Genomic DNA, 22,052 nt, shown 5'->3' with positions numbered 1-22,052 from the left:
CTCATGTGGGGCGAGATGCATATACCGCTGAACGTGGAGCGAGTTCGCATGACTGGGACTATGAAACCACAATGAGCTTTCTATCGGGTACAGCTGCAGGCGAGGCTTGGCTGCAAAACTTCGATACTGTTGACAAGCCGATAGCAAAGAAGTTGCTCGATGGATTGCTGCTAATTAGTGCCAGCGAGTTCAATTCAAAGATGACCAAGCAACTCGCGGTGATCGCCGCTTGCGCGAGGGAAGCAGGTCAGGTGATCGCGCTCTACGCCGAGCGAGAGATGGCTAAAGCAGACGGCACTGTGTTGCCGTTGTTCCCAAAGACTGAACGAGGACGAGCCACGGGTCATGGCGTCCAGCCGGTTTTAGTGTCGCCTAATAGGCAGGATGTTGGCAGCGAAGGCATCCTGGCTGCCCTGATATCTAAATTCCGCAATGCCAATCCAGCTACAGTTCTATCTCATCCTGGGCCCGATGATTTGCGAGCGAAGCGGGTCCGAAAAATTGTCATCGTCACTGACTTCATCGGCTCGGGTAAGCGTGCCTGCGAGATGCTGGAAGCTTTCGGAAATGTAGCGAGCATCCAGAGTTGGCGGTCATATGGGCTTATTGAATTCGAGGTCGTTTACTATTCAGCCGCAGAATGGGGTGCCAAGACTGTGGCTGACCATCGCCTCAATCCAACATTGACGATCTACGCGGCATGTCCCGTCGTCAGTGAGACCTTCATGGGAGCCGACCTCAAAGCCATCGAGGATCTGTGCAAAAAGTATCCGAAGGGATCAAAGTGGCCGATGGGGTTCAACGCCACCGGCTCGCTAATCGCGTTTTCTCACGGCATTCCGAACAACGCACCCCAGATATTTCATAGCTCGCTGAACGGCTGGCAACCGCTTTTTCAAGGCCGGAGCACGCTAATGTCGGAGCTGGATCAAGTTGCGGACACTTCGGACCATGTTGTAAAGCAATCGACAGAATTGCTTGGTGTTAGGAATGCCCGCGAGATTCTGCACAAGCAATCGGGCAGCGTGTGGACGCACACCATGCTTGTTCTGCACGCCGTGAGAAGCGGTTTGCAGTCCATAGAAGGCCTCTCCGCGCGAACGCGCCTGCCAATCGCCAGAGTCACCGAAATTGTGGAAGTGGCGTCAATTGCTGGATGGTTATCTCCGACCCGTCGACGGACCAAACTGGGACGGCGCGAATTGCGGTGGAAAGCAGCAAAGCACGGGGCGCTAATACTTGCCCGCCAAGATGATGAGCTCTATTTTCCAACCCAGTTGAGGGCTCCGTAGTGTCGTCTAGCAATGCACCGCGCAAGCGGTGCCGGGTTTCACAACCCGGGATGCGTGACCTGAGACCCATTTCTCCTCCGACCTGAGGGAGAGTCCTGAGTTTGATTGATCCGAGACCATTTGCTGGACCGCCGGAGGTTGGAGTTTCCGGCCTTCAATCACGACGGTGAGCTGGGCGCTCCGCCGGGATTTTGCAGCAGGATCGGGGGCTTGTTGCCGATGGCCCCGTGCGGCCGATCCTCGTTGTAGTATCTGAGCCAAGCCTCCATCTTTTCGGCCGCATCCGCAAGCGTCAGGAACCAATGCGTGTTCAGGCATTCGCTGCGGAAGCGGCCGTTGAACGCCTCGATGAAGGCATTGTCGGTCGGCTTGCCTGGCCGTGAGAAGTCCAGGGTGACGCCCTTGGCATAGGCCCACAGGTCGAGGTCGCGGCTGACGAACTCGGAGCCCTGATCGACCCGGATCGTCCTCGGATAGCCCAGTTTCGCACAGACCCTTTCAAGCGTGGCGACGACGTTCTCGGCCCGGTAGCTGAAGCGCGGATCGACGGTCGGCGAGAAGCGCGAGAAGGTGTCGACCACCGTCAGAACCCGGATCTTGCGGCCGGTGGCGAGCTGGTCATGGACGAAGTCCATCGCCCAGATATCGTTGGGCCGCGTCGCGGGCGCGCGGTCCTCGCGCAGCTTCGCCTTGACCCGTCGCTTGGGCGTCTTGTTCCGGAGCTGCAAGCCTAACTCATTGTAGATCCTTCGAATCCGCTTCTGATTGACATGCCAGCCCTCGCGCCGCAGCAGCACGTCGACACGGCGATAGCCGTAGCGAACGCGGGTTTCGCAGATCGCCTTGATCCGGGCTGCCCAGGGGGCCTGGTCGGGCCGGCACGATTTGTAGTGGTAGCTCGAGGTGTCGAATTCCAGGACCGCACAGGCCCGCCGGATCGACACCTGCCACTCGCCACACATCGTGCCGACAAGCTCGCGCTTGCGACCAGGCCTCAGAGCTTTCGGCGGATGACGTCCTGCAACATCTCGCGGTCCAACGCGAGGTCGACGACGAGCTTGCGCAGCTTCGCATTCTCGTCCTCGAGCTGCTTCAGCCGGCGCATCTCAGCCGGCAGCAGCCCGTCGTACTTCTTCTTCCAGTTGAAGTAGGTCGCCTGGCTGATCCCGGCCCGCCGGCAGATCTCCGCCACCGGAATCCCATCCGCGCCCTGCTTCAGGATGAACGCCTTCTGCGCGTCCGAGAACTTCGAATCCTTCATCGTCTTCCGCTCCTCCCAGCCCATGGGAAACGACGCGGAAAACTCTAGCTCAAAGCGATCCAGTTTTAAGGGCTCAGATCACCGGCAAGCCCGGCGAAGATCCGGTCGAAGACGCCGAGCCGGCTCCAGCGGAGGAAGCGGTTGTGAGACGCGTCTTGTGGGGACCGTAATCCTTGGGCGCGTCCTTCCACTGCAGGCCGTTGCGGATGACATAGACGATACCGCTGACCACGCGCCGATCATCGACCCGTGATACGCCGTGCGACAGCGGAAAATGCGGCGATATCCGTGTCATCTGCCGCTCGCTCAGCAGAAACAAATCCCCCATCACGGCATCCTCCTAGACACCGTGAATCACACCACAGACCAAATTAATAGGTCCTGAGCCTAGGTGGACTTATCTGGCATATTCGGTCAGCATCTATCAGCTGGCACCCACGCTACTCCGGCAATGGCCGTCAGGACCGTGCCAGGCAGGAAAGCGTGGCCGGGCTGGATCGTCCAGCGCGATAATCGTGTCCCTATGCAGACTGAATCCGAGCGAGCACACGACCTGTGACCGCGAGGTGCCTATCGCCGCGGTTCAAGATCGATACCGCGACGGCCTCGCCGTCCTCGCAGCCCAAGATGAGCCTGTGACAAAACAGGGTGTCGTCGAATATCGTCGTATCGAAGAGAAGATGGCCGGCACGACGGTCGTCGTCGTTGCTCGCAAACTCGTAGGAAACTTCAGCCCGGCGCCCATTGCGCAGGTACAGATAGCCATTTCCGGTAATCATAGCGTGTCTCCGCTCAATCGAGTCAGGAAGCGCCGCACGCGGTCATGTCCAAAAGCGGTATGGAGACGACGGCCCCATTATCAGACACCTTTCCCCACCGAATGTCGATGCCAAAAAGGCCCGGCCGCGCGCGAGCGAGACTGCGGCGATTGCGGAAAATCCCTGGCCCTTATGGGTCGACATGCTCGGGCATCTCCTTGAGCTGGTCCTTGGTCCAACTCGTAACGGCATGCACATCGCCATCTTCGTCTCGCATGAACTCAAGCTGATCGAGAGCCACCGACACAGGCTTTGCGCCGATCCCTAGAAAGCCACCGACGTCTACAACAACCTGGGTCGCCGACCCCACGCCGTGGATGTGAGAGACCGAGCCGATTTTTTCGTCGCCTGGACCATAGATCGCAGCCCCCTCGAGGACGCCGGCGTTGAGCTCGGTAGCGGAGAGACGCGCATGCTTCGAATGGTCCATGATTTTCCTCCTCGTTCCCCAGAGCGGAATGAACGAGTGGCGACAACCGCTGTTCCGCCGCCGAGCCAATCAAGTTCTGACCGACTTGGTCTCGGTAGAGTTTTTGAATCGAAGGAGAATCGAAAGAACGACCAGGAATTCGATTTCGAAGAAGCATTTTTGAAAGCCGGTATCGATCGGCCGAGTTGCTCAGTTCAAAAGTCCGACCTGATCGATATCCGCCCGCTCCCACCAAATGAGCCGGTTCCTGGGCGGGCGGTGCGTATCACCGCAACACCATGCCCGTGACAAGCGTCAGATTGAGCGCGATCAGCACAACCGCTATCGCGCTGGCCAGCCCTGTCTGCCAGAGGGGCGGTGCAAGAGCCCCCATCTTCTTGCGTGAAGCTGTCAGCAACACCAGCGGCGTCACAGCGAAAGGCAATTGCAGGGCCAATACGACCTGGCTCAAGATCAGGAGGTCCGTGGTGCGGGTGTTGCCGTAAAATTGCAGCACGATCACCGCGGGCAGAATGGCGACGAGGCGGGTTACCAGGCGCCGCAGCCATGTTGGCAAGCGGATCTCGATGAAGCCCTCCATCACGATCTGCCCGGCCATGGTCGCCGTCACGCTGGCATTTATGCCGCAGCACAGGAGCGCGATCGCAAAGAGTGTCGGCGCAGTTGCGCTGTTCAGAAGCGGCGTAAGGATCTTATAAGCCTGCTCCAACTCGGCCACGTGGGTCTGGCCGGCGGAGTGGAATATCGCCGCGGCGACGATGAGCAACGAGGCGTTGACGAGAAAGGCGAAGAGCAAGGCGGCGCTGGAATCGATCGTCGCGAAGCGAAGCGCCTCGCGGAGGTCGCGCTCCTCACGGCCGTAGGCGCGAGTCTGGACGATGCCCGAATGTAGATAAAGGTTATGCGGCATGACCGTTGCGCCGATGATGCCGAGCGCCAGATAGAGCATATCAGGGTCGGTTAGGATTACGCGGCTCGGGGCAAATCCACCTAGCACTTCGCGCCAGTCCGGATTCGCCATCGCCAGTTGGATGGCGAAGGAAATGGCAATCACGCCGAGCAGTGTGATGATGAAAGCCTCGATCCAGCGAATGCCCTTGTTCTGCAGCCAAAGCACGACGAAAACATCGAGCGCGGTCAGTACCACGCCGACCTCAATCGGCAGGCCGAAGAGCAGATTGAGCGCGATCGCTGTTCCAAGCACCTCGGCGAGGTCGGTCGCGCAAATGGCGAGTTCCGCCAGCACCCAAAGAGGCACGCTTATCCAAGGCGGATAGGCGTCCCGACAGGCCTGCGCAAGATCGCGGCCAGTCGCAATCGCGAGTCGGGCGCAGAGCGCTTGCAGAACGATCGCCATGACGTTCGAAAGCAAAGCGACGAAGAGGAGCGCATAGCCGAAGCGGGATCCTCCGGCGACGGCGGTCGCCCAGTTCCCAGGGTCCATATAGCCTACGGCAACAAGGTACCCCGGCCCCAGAAAGGCGAGGAATCTTCGCCACGATGTCGCTCCGGGGCCCAATGGCACCGAGGCAAAGGCCTCGACAAGCGAAGGTTCGCGCGGGGCGCGTTGCCAACCGATTTTTCTCGGCTGATGGCCAATATTCGCCGTCATGAATCCGTCGGCCTCGGCGTTGCGCCGGGGAAAGATGACGCAACAACAGCAGCCTATGTCAGCTCTCAGGATTCGCAAGTTGAATTCTTATTACTCAGGGGTAGATAACGGCAATAAAGAGGTACTTCGTAGTGCAAATCCGTATAATTTTGACAATTACTCAATCGTTTATCATGGTGTTGCAGTTACTCCTAAATGCGGCGTCGTGAATGCAAGCTAAAAAATGAGGGGAATATGGGGAAAATATCGATCGCGGTTGTCGACGACCATCCACTCTTAATGGAAGGTCTTATGGCCCTCATGCAACGAAATGTCGGGTTTTCATTGGCTGCAGCCGGCTCAAATGCGGGCGACATCTATTCGATTACAGAAAAATTCCGACCTGACGCGATGATAGTCGACCTGAACATGCCGGGGGACGCGTTTCTGGCGATCAAAGACGCTACAAAAGCGGCGCCAGACATGAAGATTGTCGTATTTACGGCCTCGACGAACACGGACCATGCCATTCAAGCCCTTGAGGCGGGCGCCAAAGGCTATGTCTTGAAAGGCAGCAGCGCCGATGAACTGATCAAGGCCATCGAGATGACGTGTCGGGGCGAGATTTACATCACTCCCTGCTTTGCCGCCAAAGTGATCAGCGCCTTGCACGGTAAAGCGCTGGACCGACAGGTCGCAGAGAGCGCGAAGCTCAGCGTTCGGGAGGATCAGATCGTCAGGCTGCTTTTGTGCGGCAAGCAGAACCGAGAAATTGCGAGCGCATTGTCCCTCAGCGAGAAGACCGTCAAGGGCTATATGACGCTTCTCATGCAGAAACTGAAGGCACGCAACAGGTTGGAAGTGGTGATCGCAGCACAGCGGCTGAATCCCTCGGCTTTTGAGGGCATGCGCGTTTCGCCGCGGCCGCAGAAATCGATTTAGGCCGGAATCAGGAACGCACCGGCAGAATTGCTCGAACTTCGGTCCCGCCGTTGACCAGCCGCGCGATGGTCAGGCTGCCGCGGAGCGCCCTGACGCGACTGTCCATGCCTTGCAACCCGAGCTTCGCACTGCGCGCGGGATGGTGGCGTTGCAATGTCGGAGCCGTGCCAATATCCGTCACCACGATCTCCAGCATCTTGCCGTTGCGACGCGCGGACACCCGTTGCCCCTGGCCTCCTGCATGTTTGTAGGAATTGTTGAGGGCCTCCTGAACCACGCGATATGCGCAGACCCGAATGGCGCGCGAGACGCGCTCGGGCAAATCCTCGAGATTGCGCAGGACCATGGTTCCGGTCTGGTGTTCGTGCCGCGTGATCGCCAGATCGATCGTCTCCATCGGGGACAGATTCTCGACCTCGGGAAGCACCAGCCCAGCGGAGAGATTACGCAGATCTGCAAGCGTTTGCTGGATCAGGGGCTCCAGATCCTTCCGCACCATGCCCAGTTCGTCAGGTTGAGTTGCGTTCGCCTTTGCATCAGGCAGTTTAAGCATCATCAGGCTGAGCACCTGGATGGGCCCGTCATGGATATCCGCGCCAATGCTGGCGAGATATGTCTCGTTCAAGACCGTCGCATTGAGCCGAGCGCGATCTGCCGCGCGCCGCAGGGCGTTGTTTCTCTTTGCCAATTCGGCCGCGCGGGCAAAATTGGCTTCCAGCAATTCTTGTTGGTCTCCAATGGTTTTGCCAGTTTTACTCACGATTATATGTAAAAGAACAATAATTATGATTGAAACATTGAATATCAGGAACCAGGTTCCGTATTTGACGCTTTTAATCTCACTTATCAGAAATTTATCATACTCATAGAATTCCCCGATGGCTATTATGTTATTGGAATTCATTTTGTATATAGGCGCATAAATTTCGATCAGTCTCGGAGTGATGTTAATCGATTTTAATTCTGAAGCATGGTCGTCTGTGTCATCATCAACAACGACTTGCCCGTCTTTAATACGATCGATGTAGCCGCTATGAAGTTTTTCATGTGAATCTGAATTGTTCGTACTGTATATAAGATTTCCGTCGAGCCCCCAGATCTTTATGATCGCGACCCGGTTACCAAGGCGGGTATTGGACAGCAAGTTCTGGATCTCGATTTGGCTCGCTGCGGGCAAGATCCGGGAATTTTCGAGCGTCTGGACATGATGCGCCAGAAAGCCCTCGAGATAAAGAGCGCCTGTCTCCGCCATGCCCTGAATCCAACCTACGCGGATTCGCTTTTCGACCCAGTAACCCAACGTCACCATCGATAACACGATGGCTAGTGTGGCAGTGAGCAAGAATTTGCGCTCCAAGCTGAGGGCGCGCCAGGGCCTCACAAATGGGCTCAGCGCCGCCAGCCAGCGCGCAAGCTTTTGAACACTGGAAACCGCTTGCCCGCGTCCTTCTACGGTCACCGGGTTTTTTTCGAGCTTTCCATCAGTAGGCTTGCCCATCCGTGATCCATTTTGTGGCCGCAGACCTAACAATCACTCATCCAGCGAATCTGGGACGAAATCTACAACAAATCGGAATGAAATGGCGACATGCGGACGACAGCATTGATGCCGTTGCCCGGCAGCGTGCTGACATGGCGTTGTAATCATGTTTCGGGACGCGATTTATTGCGATTGCGATTGTGAATTCGCAGCGCAACATGACGTGTTGTCGACCCTGCCGATCTTCGCATCGAGCCGAAAAAGGTCGCCTGGGAATACGGACCAAAGTCTCACTCTTTGGCTGGACCTTCCGATCTATGAACAAACGCGCCCCAGTACAATGATACTCGCTGAGATCATGAGCGTCGCATTGCGGTCTATTCGTCATGTTTCGAGAAGACCGAAGCCCCGTTCGAATAAATGCAGCGTCGATGCCCTGTTAAAGCTCAGTTCGCGCGAAGTTGCGCTTGGTGTCCATAACATTGGGGATAAGTACGATGGTAACCTACATCAAGAGCGACCTGGACTTCATCCTCAAGCAGATCAAGATCGCTGAGGCTGACGCTGCGTTCCGGCAGGGCATCTCGACCGGCGATCCGGGCAACCCGGCAAAGCCGCTGTTTGGACCCGGTGGATCGATTCCGACCTACAACCTCTCCTGGGGGCTTCGCACCGTCGACGGCTCCTACAATCACCTGCTTCCCGGCCAGGAAAAGTGGGGCGCGTCCGATACGCCGTTCAACGAGCTGATGAATCCGACCTTCCGCACGATCATGGTGGACCCGGATGGCGCTGGCCCTGCTGGCCCCGTTCCGATGCTATATCGGCCCGGCGTCGACAATGACGGACCGACCATGCAGGTTCCCGGACCGAATGGCCCGATCACCATCGGCAATCGCGCCGGCCCGAGCGATGTCATCGACCCCTATGTGCGTGTGATCAGCAATCTGTTGGTCGACCAGACGCTCTCCAACCCGGCTGCCATCCTGACAGCTCTTCAGAATGCCGGGGTTGAAGATCCTGGCATGGTGATCACCGGCCAGATTGCCGCGCTCTACGTTCCACTCAAGCCGCTTTTCAAGACATTCGAGGAAGCCGCGCGCGCTGAAGCTTCGGCCGCCGCAGCAGCAGCAGCCAGCCCAGGCAACGAGGCCCTGCAGGACGCCGCCGATGCGGCGCGGCTCGCCCTCGATGCGGCAAAGGCGGCTATCGATGTCGCCGCCGGGCCAGCGCCGACCGGCAATGGCCTCTTCGAACTGCTGACCGAGAACGGCATCGCGCTGGACGGCATCAACGTCCACATCCCGAATTTCGCGCCAGACGAAGGCCTTTCGGCTCCGTTCAACTCCTGGTTTACCCTCTTCGGCCAGTTCTTCGACCATGGCCTCGATCTCGTCAACAAAGGCGGCAGCGGCACCGTGATGATTCCGCTCAGCCCCGACGATCCGCTTTATGTCCAGGGCAGCACCACCAATTTCATGGTTCTGACCCGCGCCACTGTTTCGGCCGGCCCGGACGGGCAGCTGGGTACGGCGGATGACGTGCGCCCGGTCAATACCACGACCGCCTATGTCGACCAGAACCAGACCTATACCTCGCACCCCTCGCACCAGGTCTTCCTGCGCCAATATGCAGCGACCGCCGGCGGCCCGGTTTCGACCGGCCACCTGATCGAAGGCGCCAATGGCGGCATGGCCACCTGGGGCGAAGTCAAGGCGCAGGCCGCGACCCTGCTCGGCATCGAATTGACCGACAACGATGTGGGCAAGGTGCCGCTGCTGCGCACCGACCCCTATGGCAATTTCATCCCGGGCCCGAACGGCCTTCCGCAGATCATCTACAATATCGGTCTGGACGGGATTCCAAACACCGGTGACGACCTCACGGTCGAAGGCAATCTCGCCAATCCGGTCAATCCCTCCAACCTGTTCGACGTCGTTGCACCGGCGGTCCCGACCGAGGCGGTCCGGCTCAACCACGCCTTCCTCGCCGACATTGCCCATAATGCAGTGCCGACCGGACTGGCTGACGGCGACATCACCATCGGGCTCGACAATCCCGGCAACGAACCGGGCGTCTATGACAACGAGCTGCTCGACGCCCACTTCGTCGCCGGCGACGGTCGCGCCAATGAAAACATCGGCCTGACGGCCGTCCACCACGTGTTCCACTCCGAACACAACCGCCTCGCCGAACACACCAAGGCGACGGTGCTCGAGAGCAAGGACCTGGCCTTCATCAATGAATGGCTCGTGGTCGACATCACCCAGGCGCAGCTCAACGCCCTGCCGGCGACACTGCCGACCGACGCCGTGGCCCTCAAGGCCCTGCTCGACAGCTTCACCTGGGATGGCGAACGCATCTTCCAGGCGGCCAAGTTCGGCACCGAAATGCAATACCAGCACCTGGTGTTCGAAGAATTCGCCCGCAAGGTCCAGCCCAACATCAACGTGTTCCTGGTGCCCGATGGCTTCGATACGATGATGGACCCGACGATCTTCGCCGAGTTCGCGCATGTGGTCTATCGCTTCGGCCACTCCATGCTGACCGAGTCGATCGACCAGTTCGACCCGAACTTCAATCCCAACCACATCAGCCTGATCCAGGGCTTCCTCAATCCCACCGCCTTTACCAGCACCGATGGCGTCGACGACGGAATTGCAGCGGGCGCGATCATCCGTGGCATGACCCGCCAGGTCGGCAACGAGATCGACGAGTTCATCACCAGCGCGCTGCGCAACAACCTGCTCGGCCTGCCGCTCGATCTCGCCACCATCAACCTCGCCCGTGGCCGTGACGTCGGCGTGCCCTCGCTCAATGAAGCGCGCCGCACCTTCTTCGAGATGACCAACCAGGATGCCCTCCTGACGCCCTATACGAGCTGGATCGACTTTGCGGGCAACCTCAAGCACGAAGCCTCGATCATCAACTTCGTGGCGGCCTACGGCACGCATTCGCTGATCACCGGCGAAACGACGGCCGAAGGCAAGCGCGACGCCGCGATGACGCTGATCTTCGGCACGCCCTTCGGCAAATTCGCCGCTGATCCGGCCTTCGTCATGCCGACCGATGCGGAGGCATTCCTCAACGGCACCGGCATCTATGCCGCGAACCTGGGCGGCCTCGAGAATATCGATCTCTGGATCGGCGGCCTTGCCGAAAAGATCATGCCCTTCGGAGGCATGCTCGGCGCCACCTTCAACTTCGTCTTCGAAGCACAGATGGAACTGCTGCAGAGCGGGGACCGCTTCTACTACCTGCAGCGCCTCGACGGCCTGCATCTCTTCGGCGAAATGGAGAACAATTCCTTCGCCGCCATGATGATGCGCAATACCGACGCGACGCACCTGCCATCGGACGTGTTCTCGACGCCCGGCCTCATCCTCGAGATCGACCAGCGCCGGCAGTACAATCCGGGCCTGGGCGAAAGCGGGGGCGCCGACGGCATTGTCGAAGACAATCCTCTGACGACCGATATCGACGAGAGCGCCGACAATCTGGGCATTGACCCGACCGGTACCGGCATCCTGACCCAACTGGTCGTCCGCAATAATCCGGCGACGGCAGGCACTGACACCAACTATCTCAAATACAATGGCAGCGACCACGTCGTGCTCGGCGGAACCGATCCGGGCAATACGTTCAATCCCTCGGGCAATGACGTCCTGATTGCCGGCATCGGCGACGATACCGTCTATGGCGACGGCGGCAACGACATCATCGAAGGCGGTTTCGGCAACGATATCCTCAATGGTGGTGACGGCGACGACATCATCAAGGACATGGGCGGCGACGACAACATCAAGGCAGGCAAGGGCAATGACGTCGTGCATGCCGGCCCGGGCCTCGACCTCGTCATGGGCAATGACGGCCAGGACTTCATCTTCCTCGGCACCGACATGGGCTCGGAAGTGTTCGCCGGCACCGGCAACGACTTCATCTATGGCAACCGCAATGCCGAACGCATCCTCGGCAACGAGGGCGACGACTGGATCGAAACCGGCACCTTCGACGGCGCCCCCGGCGACAATTTCGACGAGGTCTTCGCCCATGACGGCATCGACGGACACGACGTGTTCCTCGGCGATGGCGGCTTCGACGAATTCATCGGCGAAGGCGGCGACGACATCATGGTGGGCAGCACCGGCCGCGGCAAAATGGCCGGCATGTCGGGCTATGACTGGGCGACCTACAAGGACAGCACTTTCGGCATCAATGCCGACCTGTCGCGGCCCATCGTCTTCGACGAAGCCCCGACGCTGCCGGCGAATGCCGCCCTCGACGAATATGCGTCCATGGAAGGTTTGTCGGGCTCGAAATACAACGACGTGCTCGGCGGCTCCAATGCCCTGGGCTCGGAACGCCTGCCCTTCGACCCCAATGCTCCTGATGGAACGACCGGCCAGGAAGGCTATCGCGGTAGCCAATTGACCAAGGAAAGCCTGGCGCTGATCTCTGGCCTTGCCGAAGTCTTGGGTCTTACTCCTGCGCAGGTCACCGCAATGGCGGCCGGCACCGTTGTCTTCAATGCCGGCGACATCATCCTCGGCGGCGACGGCAGCGACATCATCCAGGGCAATGCCGGCGATGACATCATCGACGGCGACAAGTGGCTCGACGTGCAGATCGCCGTCTATGCGACCACCGAGCGGACCGGCACGCCGATCGCCTATCACAACAGCATGACGACGCTAGCCGCGAGCATGTTCAACGGCTCGATCAATCCCGGCCAGCTCGGCATCGTCCGCACGATCAAGACGGACACGACGAGCGGCGACGTGGACATCGCGCGGTTCCAGGGCGCCCGCGGCGAATATGCCTTCTCGGCCACGGCGGATGGGCAGATCGTCGTTTCGCATGCCGTCGAAGACTCGCTCGATGGCACCGACAAGCTGCGCAACATCGAAAAGGTGGAGTTCGCCGGCGGCGGCGCACTCAACATCATCGTGGGCACGCCCTATAGCGACAATGGCCTTGCCCCGCAGGGTGCGGCTCCGCTCAACCAGCCCGTGCTCAACGGCACGGCGGCCGACGACCTGATCCTCGGCCTTGCCGGCTCCGACGTTCTCAACGGCAATGGCGGCAACGATATCCTGGTGGGCGGCGCCGATGGCGCGGTCGCTGCCCTAACGACCGTGACCTTCCAGGACAATTTCAACACTAGCAGCTTCGCCAACTCCAACGGCAATACCGCTTGGACGACGCCTTGGACAGAAGCCGGCGACGGCAACGCGCCCGGCGGCCAACCGACAGGCAGCCCAACTACCGGCCAGATTCGCCTCGATGATGGTCAGGACAACCTACGGTTCAATGCCGGGGATGGCGGCCAGATCCAGCGCACCGTCAACCTTGCCGATGCAATTGCAGCCACTCTGACCTACACCGTGGGCCGCAGCACCGGCGGAAACAGCCTTGACGCCGCACCAGACGACGACGCTGTCAGGGTCTATTTCTCGCGGAGCGGCCTCGATGCCGACTTCATCTTGGTCGACACTATCAACAGCACGTCGTCCCTGGCGGCGCGCAATATCAATCTCGCTCTCGTCGGTACTGGTCCCTTCACGGCAAATGCGGCGATCCGCTTTGTCACCAGCACGCTAGAAGGAAACGAGTTTGTCTCGATCGACACCCTGGCTATTACCCGCACCACTGTGGGCAGCGGTGCTGTCGCCGGCGACACGCTCAATGGTGGGGCCGGCAACGACACCTATTCGTTCGGCCTCGGTGACGGCATCGACGTCATCAACGAAGCCGGCGGCGTAGGCGCAGGCACGGCAGACAAGATTTCCATCCTGGCCCCCAGCACGGGCTTCGATGTGGATGGCCTGCCGATCCTGACCATCAACGCCCTCAATGCCTTTGACAGCAATACAGGCAATGAGAACGGCAATCTGGTGATCAACTACACGCTGCCCACCGGCACGCAGCAGTCCATCACCGTGAATGGCCACTATACCGGCACCACCGCGGAGACGGGCATCGAGCTCATCAACTTCAATGGCGCCTTCTTCAATGGCTATCAGCTGGTCGGCGACTATGCCGTCAGCCGGGCGGATCCGACCGGCGGGACGCGCACCGTCAACCTCGCGGCCTCCACCGCCAATAATTTCATCGCTGGTGAGGACGCGGACAATGACGCCATAACCGGCGGTCTCGGCAATGACCTGATCTTCAGCGGCGGCGACAATGACGATCTCGTCGGCGGCCTCGGCGACGACCTGCTCGTCGGCGGCGCGGGCAATGACGACCTCGATGCCCGCGATACAGGCGATCCGGATGCTCTCGACCTCGTCGGAGCGGGTGGCGGCGACACGCTGGTCGGCGGCCTCGGCAATGATACCTACGGCGTCGACGACCTGCTCGACGTGGTGGTGGAAGCTGCCGGCGAAGGCACGGACACGGTCGAAACCTTCATGACCGAGCTGTCCATGGCAGCCATGGCCAATGTCGAAAACCTCGTCTATCGCGGGGCCGATGCGGGAGCCTTTGTCGGCACCGGCAATGCCGGCAACAATGACATCACCGGCGGCGACCTCAACGATACGCTGAGCGGGCTCGGCGGCATCGACATCCTCCGGGGTGGCCTCGGTGCCGACACCATGATCGGCGGCGATGGCAACGACACCTACTTCGTCGACGATGCCGGCGATGTGGTGACCGAAACCAATACGGACCTCGTGGTCGGCGGTACCGATCTCGTTGAATCCAGCGTCGATTTCACGCTCGGCGCCAATGTCGAGAATCTCGACCTCAACGACACGGCAGTCAGAGGGACAGGCAACGCCGCCAACAATGTCATCAACGGCAATAACGCGAACAACGAGCTGTTCGGTGCCGGTGGTACCGACACGCTCAATGGCAGCGACGGCAATGACCTGCTCGATGGCGGGGACGGCAATGACACGATCAACGGTGGCGACGACAACGACACCATCATCGGTGGTGCCGGCAACGACACCATCGATGTCGGCGGCGGCTTCAACACCGTCGTCTACAACGCTGCGGGCTTCGGCGCCGACATCATCAACAGCTTCGACTCGGTCGGTGGCACCGCCGCCAACCAGGACCTGATCAATATCAGCGCCCTGGGGATCACGGCAGCGAACTTCGCCCAACGGGTGACCATCGCCGATATCGAAGACGGTGCGACGGACGATACCCTGATCACGATCTATGATGCCGGCGGCATTGCCGGTGGCGTGGTCCTCGGGACCATCCGCCTCGAAGAGGTCGAGGCCACGGTCTCCGGCACCGGTGCAACCGCGGTCGGCGTCAGCGCGCTCGACTTCATCCTGGCCGGCGCCGCGCCCACTAGCACGATCAACGGCGACAACAACGCCAATACGCTCAACGGCGTGGGAACCACTTCCGAAACGTTCAATGCCAATGGCGGCAATGACACCGTCAACGCCAATGGCGGCAATGACGTCGTCAATGGTGGCGAAGGTGCCGACATCCTCAATGGCGGCGACGGCAATGACACGCTCTTGGGCGGGATCGGCAGCAACAACGGCGCCTTTGTCGACAGCTTCGGCACCGAGGCCTATTCGAACAATAATGGCACAATCTCCTTCGCCGGAGACTGGGCCGAAGGCGGTGGCGAGACCACCAGTGCCACCGGTGGCGATATCTCCATCGAGGGCGGTCGCTTGCAGTTCAACGAGAACCTTGATGGCGGCGAATGGATCCAGCGCGCCTTCAACCTGACTGGCGCAACCTCGGCGACGGTGCAGTTTGCCTTTACCGGCGACGGCAGCGTCACCGGCACGGAGAACGTGACCGTCCAAGCCTGGAATCACACCAGCAATAGTTGGCAGAACCTGGCCGGTGGCGTGCTCAATTCGACCAATACCAACTTCTCGGTGGCCCTGTCGGCGCAGCAAATCGGGCCGCAATCCGCGATCCGTTTCCAGGTAAATGGCGACTGGGATGGCGGCGACAACGTCTTTATCGACAACTTCATCGTCAACGCGACCATTCCCGGCCTCAATGCCGGTGTGGACACCGTCAATGGCGGCAACGGCGACGATACGATCGTCTGGAATGCCAATGCCTCCGGCCCGACCGATGGCAGGGACGTAGTCGACGGCGGCACCGAAGGCGGCGCCGGCGACACCTTCTCGATCGTCGGCAATGCTTCGGCCGAAACCTACCGCCTCTATACGAGGGCCGAATTCGCGGCGCTCAATCCGGCAGCGGCGCTGTTGGCGGCCACTGAGATCGTCGTTACCCGCAACGGCACCGATGCCGCTTCCGTGATCGCCGAACTCAGCGAGATCGAAGAAATTCGCATCAACGGCGCCGATCCTTCGGGAACTGGCGGTCTCGCCGGCAACGACAGCTTCGAGATCATCGGCGACTTCTCGACCACGAGCCTGCGCCTCAACACCATCACGATCGATGGTGCGGCCGGCGACGACACTGTCGACATTTCGGCCCTGACCTCGGCGCACCGCATCGTGTTCCGCTCCAATGGCGGCAACGACACCATCGTTGGGACGTTGCGGCCGCAGGACGTGATCGAGCTGCCCGACGGCGCGGCGCCGGAGGACTACGAGATCACGACCGACGCGAACGGCGTGACCACCATGACGAGTCCGACACATAGCATCTGCTTCACCGCCGGCGATGGGATGCCGCAATTCGGCTCCGGCGATGAAGAAGACGAAGACGAAGATGACGATGATCATGACGACGACGACGATGACGATTGCGACGCTGACGACGATGATGCGGGTACGCCGGCTCCCACGCCGACGGGTGGCAGCAACGTCCGCGTCGGGACGGCCTCGGGCGATGTCCTGCTCGGCACGAGCGGCGGCGACAGCATCATCGGCCTGGCCGGTGACGATGTCCTCATCGGCGAAGCCGGGGACGATGCGATCTCCGGTGGCGAGGGCGCCGATTTCGTCGACGGTGGCGCGGGTCGCGACACGGTGCATGGCGGCTCGGGCGACGACCATGTCTTCGCCGGAGCGGACGCTGATCTGGTCAATGGCGAGGCCGGAGCCGACAGGCTCTTCGGCCAGGGCGGCAACGACGTCATCAATGCCGGAGCGGGCGATGATGCTGCCTTCGGCGGGGCCGGCAACGACCTGTTCGTCGGCGAGGTGGGTGACGGCAACGACACCTATTACGGCGACGAGATCGATGGCGGCAACGGTGTCGACACGCTCGATCTGTCGGCGATCAGCGCCAATCTGACGGTGGATCTCGGCAATGGCATGCTGGGGCGCGGCAGCGCCGTCAGCAGCCAGAGCGGCAGCGACACGCTGTGGCACATCGAGAACGTCGCGACCGGCTCCGGAAACGACACGATCACCGCAAGTCGCGCGGTGAATGTGATGGAGGGCGGCGCCGGCGATGACGTCTTCCGCTTCTCCGATGTCGAGAGCGCGGATGGCGACACTATCCTCGACTTCCAGCCCGGAGATCGCCTGGATCTGTCCGGCATGGATGCCAATAGTGGGGTGGCGGGCAACCAGAACTTCACGCTCGTCAATGGGCCTGCCTTCGATGCGGCGGCACAGTTGATGGTGTCCTACGAGGAGCGGGAAGGCGTCGCCTACACGGTTGTGAGCGGCAATGTCGGCGGCGACGCGGCGGAGGAGTTCCGCATCGAGCTCAAGGGCAGCCACAACCTGAACGCAAACAACTTCGTCTTGTGAATGTGAACGAAGGCCGGCGGGCGGGCCGCGTGGTCCGCCCGCCTTCTCCACTTTCCTTCACCGCTAAGATCAAGGGCGCGCTGCCATGGCCTCCTCTGCCCGTCTTACCGAAGCCCGCAAACGCGACGGAGCCGTGCTGACCCGGGATTTCCGCCAGGTCGCATTGTTCCTGTTCCTGATCTCCGGCTTGATCAACATCCTCGCGCTGACCGGCTCGTTCTATATGCTGCAGGTCTATGACCGCGCGCTGACCAGCGGCAGTGTTCAGACGCTCGCCGCCCTCTCCATCCTCGCAATCGGCCTGTATCTGTTCCAGGGCGGCTTCGACATTGTCCGGTCGCAGGTCCTGATCCGGATCGGCGCGCGGCTCGACAAAGATATCGCGCCACTCGCCCATCGCGTCGCGCTCGATATGCCGCGTTTCGGCTTCTCCAGCACGGAGGCACTCGAGCGCGGCCGCGACGTCGACACGGTGCGCGGCTTTCTCGGCAGCCAGGGTCCGGCGACCCTGTTCGACCTGCCCTGGATCCCGCTCTATCTGGCCTTCGTGTATTTCCTGCACCCTTGGCTGGGCGCGTTGACATTGGGCGGCGCCGTGGTGCTGTCTCTGCTGACGCTCCTGAGCGAGATTCTGGCGCGGAGGCTGAGCAGCAGCTCGCGCCAGGCCGCGATCGCCCGCAATGCGATGGCCGAGACCCATGCCCGCAACGCCGAGGTCGTGCGGGCCATGGGCTTCTCCGGCCGCGCGGTGGCACGCTTCGACCGTGTGAATCGTGAGCACTTGGCGCTGCAGACCAGTGCCAGCGATCTCGGCGGGACCTTCGGCGCAGTCGCGCGCGTCCTGCGCATGATCCTGCAATCGGCGACCCTCGGCCTCGGCGCCTTCCTCACCATCAAGGGCGAGCTTTCCGCGGGCGCGATCATCGCCGCGTCGGTCGCCTCTGCGCGGGCGCTCGCGCCAGTGGACCAGGCGATCGGCAACTGGAAATCCTTCGTCGCCGCGCGCCTCGCCTTCGGGCGGCTGCGCGAGACCGTGGTGGCGCTGAGCAAGGCGGTCGAGCCGATGGAGCTGCCCGCACCGCACCGATCCCTCGGGGTCGATCGTATCACGGTCGCCGCGCCGGGATCCGGCCAGGTGCTGCTGAGCGAGGTCAGTTTCGAGCTGACCGCGGGCAAGGCACTTGGCATCATCGGCGTCAGCGGCGGCGGCAAGACCACCCTGGTTCGCGCGCTCACCGGCATCTGGCCGTGCCTGCGCGGCTCGGTTCGGCTCGACGGCGCGAATCTGGAGCAATGGCCCGAGGATGCGATTGGCCGCCATCTCGGTTATCTGCCGCAGGAGGTGAGCCTGCTCGACGCCAGCATCGGCGATAACATCTCGCGGCTTGCGCCGGATCTCGACCCGGCCGCCATCGTGGCCGCAGCGACCGCAGCCGGCATCCACGACATGATCGTGAAGCTGCCGGAAGGATATCAGACGCGGCTGGGCCCGCAGGGCACCGCGCTTTCGGCCGGCCAGCGCCAGCGCATTGGCCTGGCCCGCGCGCTCTATGGCAATCCCTTCCTGGTCGTGCTGGACGAGCCGAACTCCAATCTCGACAGTGAGGGCGAGGCAGCCCTGACGAGGGCGATAGAAGGCATCAAGGCGCGCGGCGGCATCGCGATCATCGTCGCCCACCGGCCGAGCGCACTTGTCGCGGTCGATTTGCTCGGCGTCGTGCAGGGCGGCAAGCTTACCGGCTTCGGTCCCAGGGACTCCATCCTCAACCCCGTACAGAAGCAGCCCGCACCCGCCGGGACCGATGTTCCGGTCGAACCACGCCTGCCCGCCGCCAGCGGGATCGATGCGGGCGCTGGTCCGCTCAGGAGGGTGACAGCATGATCGAGGTCAAGGCGCTCCGGCCCGCTCGGAATTCCGCACCCTCAGCTGAGGAAATCTACCGGAAGGCGCAGGGAGAGCCCGCGCCGTCACGCTGGCCGGCCGCTCTCGCGGTGATCGTTCTGGCGGTCGCCGCATATCTGCGCTCGCTGACCTCGACGCAGGCCGAACCGGAGCCAGGCCCAGTTGACACTGCGGCCGCACCCCAGCCGGCCGGCGAGGTGGAGCCTCAGGGCGACCCGGACGAAACCGGTTCGATTCCCGAGGACAAGAACGACCACGAACTCGGCTCGGGCGCGGCGAGCGATCCGGTGCCGGGGCTGGTGGATTTCCTCGGCATCGATTCACCGCCGATCGACTATGAGCAGCTGCCCCTGCAGCCCTTCGTGCGCGAAACCATCGCATTCGGCCTGGACCGGGTCAGCAACGACAACCGTTTTACCGCGGAGGGCTCGCAGACGATCGGCGGCGCGAGCATGTCGAGCAGCCCCCTTCTTGTCCCGATCGAGGGGGGCGGCGCGCGGGTGCCGGTCGTCGTGGCGCCTTTCAACCCGGTGATCTTCGTTCCCGAACCGCATGATCCTCCCGACGGGCCCGATCCCGATCCCGATCCGGTTGGACCGCAGGATCCAACGACCCGTAACCGATCCCCGCGCCTGGCGAAATCGGTCCAGCTTGGCGAGATCGGTGCCTGTCAGACATTGCTGCTGACAGCGGCGGGGTTGCTGGTGGGCGCGTCGGATGCCGACGCCGATCCGCTGACGGCCCGCAACCTGCAGGTGTCGTCAGGCACGATCGAGCTGACCGAAGACGGCTGGCAATACCGGCCGGCTGCCGGATATTACGGCCCCGTCTTCGTGAGCTACGGCGTGACCGATGGCATCGCGACCGTCTCGCAGGTCGCGGTACTCCGGGTGGTCGAAATCCTGGAGCTGGACGGCACTGCCGGTGACGACGTGCTGACCGGCACGGACTGTGCCGACCTGATCAGGGCCGGCGATGGGAACGACACCGTCGATGCGCGGGCCGGCAACGACATCGTGCACGGGGGCGCGGGCGACGACCACATCATAGCGGGTGCCGGCAACGATATCGTCTATGCCGGCGCCGGTAACGACGTCGTCTATGGCGGCACCGGCATGGATGTCCTATTCGGCGGCGCCGGCAATGACCGCCTTTACGGCGAGGACGGCGACGACCGCCTGTTCGGCGAAGCTGGCGACGACCTTCTTGTCGGCGGCCTGGGGAACGACGAACTCTCGGGCGGCGACGGCAACGACACGATCTTCGGCGAGGCCGGTGACGATGCAATCGACGGCGGCGCCGGCGACAACGAGCTGCATGGCGGCCCGGGCAACGACCATATCCGCAGCGGCCCTGGCAACAATGTTATCTCGGGCGGTCCCGGCGACGACATCATCGCGACCGGCGACGGCGACAGCGAGATTGACGGCGGATCGGGCGATAACATCATTTCGGTCGGGAACGGCCTGAACCACGTCAGCGCCGCCGATGGCAACAATACGGTGCTCGGCGGCGCTGGCGTCGAACTGGTTCAGCTCGGCGCCGGACGCGATGTCATGCGGCTCGGCGGCGGCGACGACGTCGCAAAGGCGGGTGCTGGATCCGACCTTCTGTTCGGCGAGGAGGGCGACGACACCCTCTTCGGCGAGGCGGGGGACGATCGTCTGGACGGGGGCGACGGTGACGACACGCTTTCGGGCGGGGCCGGTAACGACGTTCTCGTCGGTCGTCGGGGCGACGACCTCGTCGATGCCGGGGAGGGCGACGACCTCGCCGATGGCGGCGAAGGAAACGACACCTTGCTCGCCGGCGCCGGCGACGACGAGGTCGTGGGCGGCGATGGCTGTGATGTCATCGATGCCGGCACAGGCGACGACGAGGTCGATGCAGGGAACGGAGACGATGTCGTGTTTGCCGGATCCGGCGACGATAAGGTCGACGGCGGCGATGGCGACGACGTTGTCCGCGCCGGGGACGGCGATGACATCGTCGAGGGCGGGGACGGGAACGATACGCTCGATGGAGGAATGGGCCGTGATACGGTCAGAGCGGGATCGGGCAACGATATCGTGATTGCCTCACTGGATCAGCAAGACGATTGCCTCCATGGCGATGAGGGGCATGACACCCTCGATCTTTCCCAGACGAGCGATGGCGTAACCGTCGACCTGACGGAGAACAGGGCCGTTGGCATCGAGATCGGGGAGGATACGGTTCTCGATTTCGAAGCCCTGATCGGCGGCGAGGGAAACGACCACTTCATCGTGGGGTCGAAGGGCGCGACGGTGACGGGCGGCAGGGGCGATGACCGGTTCGAGTTCGATGTATCCGCTCCCGCCGATAACGACCTGATCCACCAGATCCTCGATCTCGAGGAGGGCGACCGCATCATCGTCAAGCAATACCAGGTCCATTCCGACGCCGAGGCTGGCGGTACCGAGATCGACCCGTTCAACGAAACCTATAACGGCACCGACGAGGACCGACGCCCGTTCCGTTTCCGCATCGAAAAGATCGGGGAGGACGACAGGACCTTTGTCGATGTCTTCGTCGCGCAGCAGGACGAAAAGGATTTCTCGATCGAAATCTATGGTGCTCACAAATTGTATTATTACTGATCCAGCGTGGTGTGGTCGCCGCTCGCTATGGCGCCGAGAGGGTTCGTGT

Annotated in this window: 10 protein-coding genes and 1 pseudogene; 5 read left to right on the top strand and 6 right to left on the bottom strand. The window is 61.6% G+C overall.

The window, feature by feature from the left end; translation table 11 throughout:
- Window positions 1-71 precede the first annotated feature (71 nt).
- Entirely contained in the window at window positions 72-1,292 is a 1,221-nt protein-coding gene (locus AC2FAN_RS01620; RefSeq protein WP_485172469.1) for a phosphoribosyltransferase-like protein, read from the top strand.
- Window positions 1,293-1,450: 158 nt separating this feature from the next.
- On the opposite strand, the gene AC2FAN_RS01615 is transcribed toward AC2FAN_RS01620, so the two are convergent.
- The 5 genes and pseudogenes from AC2FAN_RS01615 to AC2FAN_RS01595 all read right to left on the bottom strand — a co-directional run bounded on the left by AC2FAN_RS01615 (window position 1,451) and on the right by AC2FAN_RS01595 (window position 5,413).
- Window positions 1,451-2,553 (bottom strand): IS3 family transposase gene (locus AC2FAN_RS01615; RefSeq protein WP_485172468.1). Its coding sequence is split into 2 segments (ribosomal slippage): window positions 1,451-2,292 and window positions 2,292-2,553, totalling 1,104 coding nucleotides; the frame shifts between segments, so codons are not numbered across the junction.
- 77 nt (window positions 2,554-2,630) lie between these two features.
- Window positions 2,631-2,881: pseudogene (locus AC2FAN_RS01610) on the bottom strand (transposase); the annotation flags it as partial.
- A gap of 193 nt (window positions 2,882-3,074) precedes the next feature.
- On the bottom strand, window positions 3,075-3,332 hold the full coding sequence (locus AC2FAN_RS01605) for a hypothetical protein (protein ID WP_485172467.1): 258 nt from the start codon (window positions 3,330-3,332) through the stop codon (window positions 3,075-3,077).
- A gap of 169 nt (window positions 3,333-3,501) precedes the next feature.
- Window positions 3,502-3,801 carry a PRC-barrel domain containing protein gene (locus tag AC2FAN_RS01600; protein WP_485172466.1) on the bottom strand — a complete coding sequence of 100 codons (300 nt, stop codon included), beginning with the start codon at window positions 3,799-3,801 and terminating at the stop codon, window positions 3,502-3,504.
- 265 nt (window positions 3,802-4,066) lie between these two features.
- The gene (locus AC2FAN_RS01595; RefSeq protein WP_476808084.1) at window positions 4,067-5,413 is read right to left on the bottom strand and encodes an Nramp family divalent metal transporter; all 1,347 of its coding nucleotides are present in this window, start codon (window positions 5,411-5,413) and stop codon (window positions 4,067-4,069) included.
- A 195-nt stretch (window positions 5,414-5,608) separates the two neighbouring features.
- Here AC2FAN_RS01595 and AC2FAN_RS01590 point away from each other — a divergent pair, with 195 nt between their 5' ends.
- The gene (locus AC2FAN_RS01590; protein WP_485172465.1) at window positions 5,609-6,334 is read left to right on the top strand and encodes a response regulator; all 726 of its coding nucleotides are present in this window, start codon (window positions 5,609-5,611) and stop codon (window positions 6,332-6,334) included.
- Between the two features lie 7 nt (window positions 6,335-6,341).
- Here AC2FAN_RS01590 and AC2FAN_RS01585 read toward each other — a convergent pair whose 3' ends face one another.
- Window positions 6,342-7,832: a sensor histidine kinase gene (locus tag AC2FAN_RS01585; protein ID WP_485172464.1), complete on the bottom strand. Its 1,491-nt coding sequence runs from the start codon at window positions 7,830-7,832 to the stop codon at window positions 6,342-6,344.
- Window positions 7,833-8,311: 479 nt separating this feature from the next.
- On the opposite strand from AC2FAN_RS01585, the gene AC2FAN_RS01580 reads away from it, so the two are divergent.
- From AC2FAN_RS01580 to AC2FAN_RS01570, 3 genes are all read left to right on the top strand, one after another.
- The gene (locus AC2FAN_RS01580) at window positions 8,312-17,482 is read left to right on the top strand and encodes a peroxidase family protein (RefSeq protein ID WP_485172463.1); all 9,171 of its coding nucleotides are present in this window, start codon (window positions 8,312-8,314) and stop codon (window positions 17,480-17,482) included.
- A gap of 85 nt (window positions 17,483-17,567) precedes the next feature.
- A complete protein-coding gene (locus AC2FAN_RS01575; RefSeq protein WP_485172462.1) occupies window positions 17,568-19,364 on the top strand; it encodes a type I secretion system permease/ATPase in 1,797 nt (598 codons plus the stop codon).
- Window positions 19,361-22,003: a calcium-binding protein gene (locus AC2FAN_RS01570; protein ID WP_485172461.1), complete on the top strand. Its 2,643-nt coding sequence runs from the start codon at window positions 19,361-19,363 to the stop codon at window positions 22,001-22,003. The genes AC2FAN_RS01575 and AC2FAN_RS01570 overlap by 4 nt, the downstream gene beginning before the upstream one ends.
- The last annotated feature ends 49 nt before the right edge of the window (window positions 22,004-22,052 follow it).

It is taken from the genome of Allobosea sp. RIT-PG3_2 (assembly GCF_057321085.1).
The sequence above is the reverse complement of the archived record's forward strand: the minus strand, read 5'-3'. Positions and strand labels throughout refer to the sequence as shown.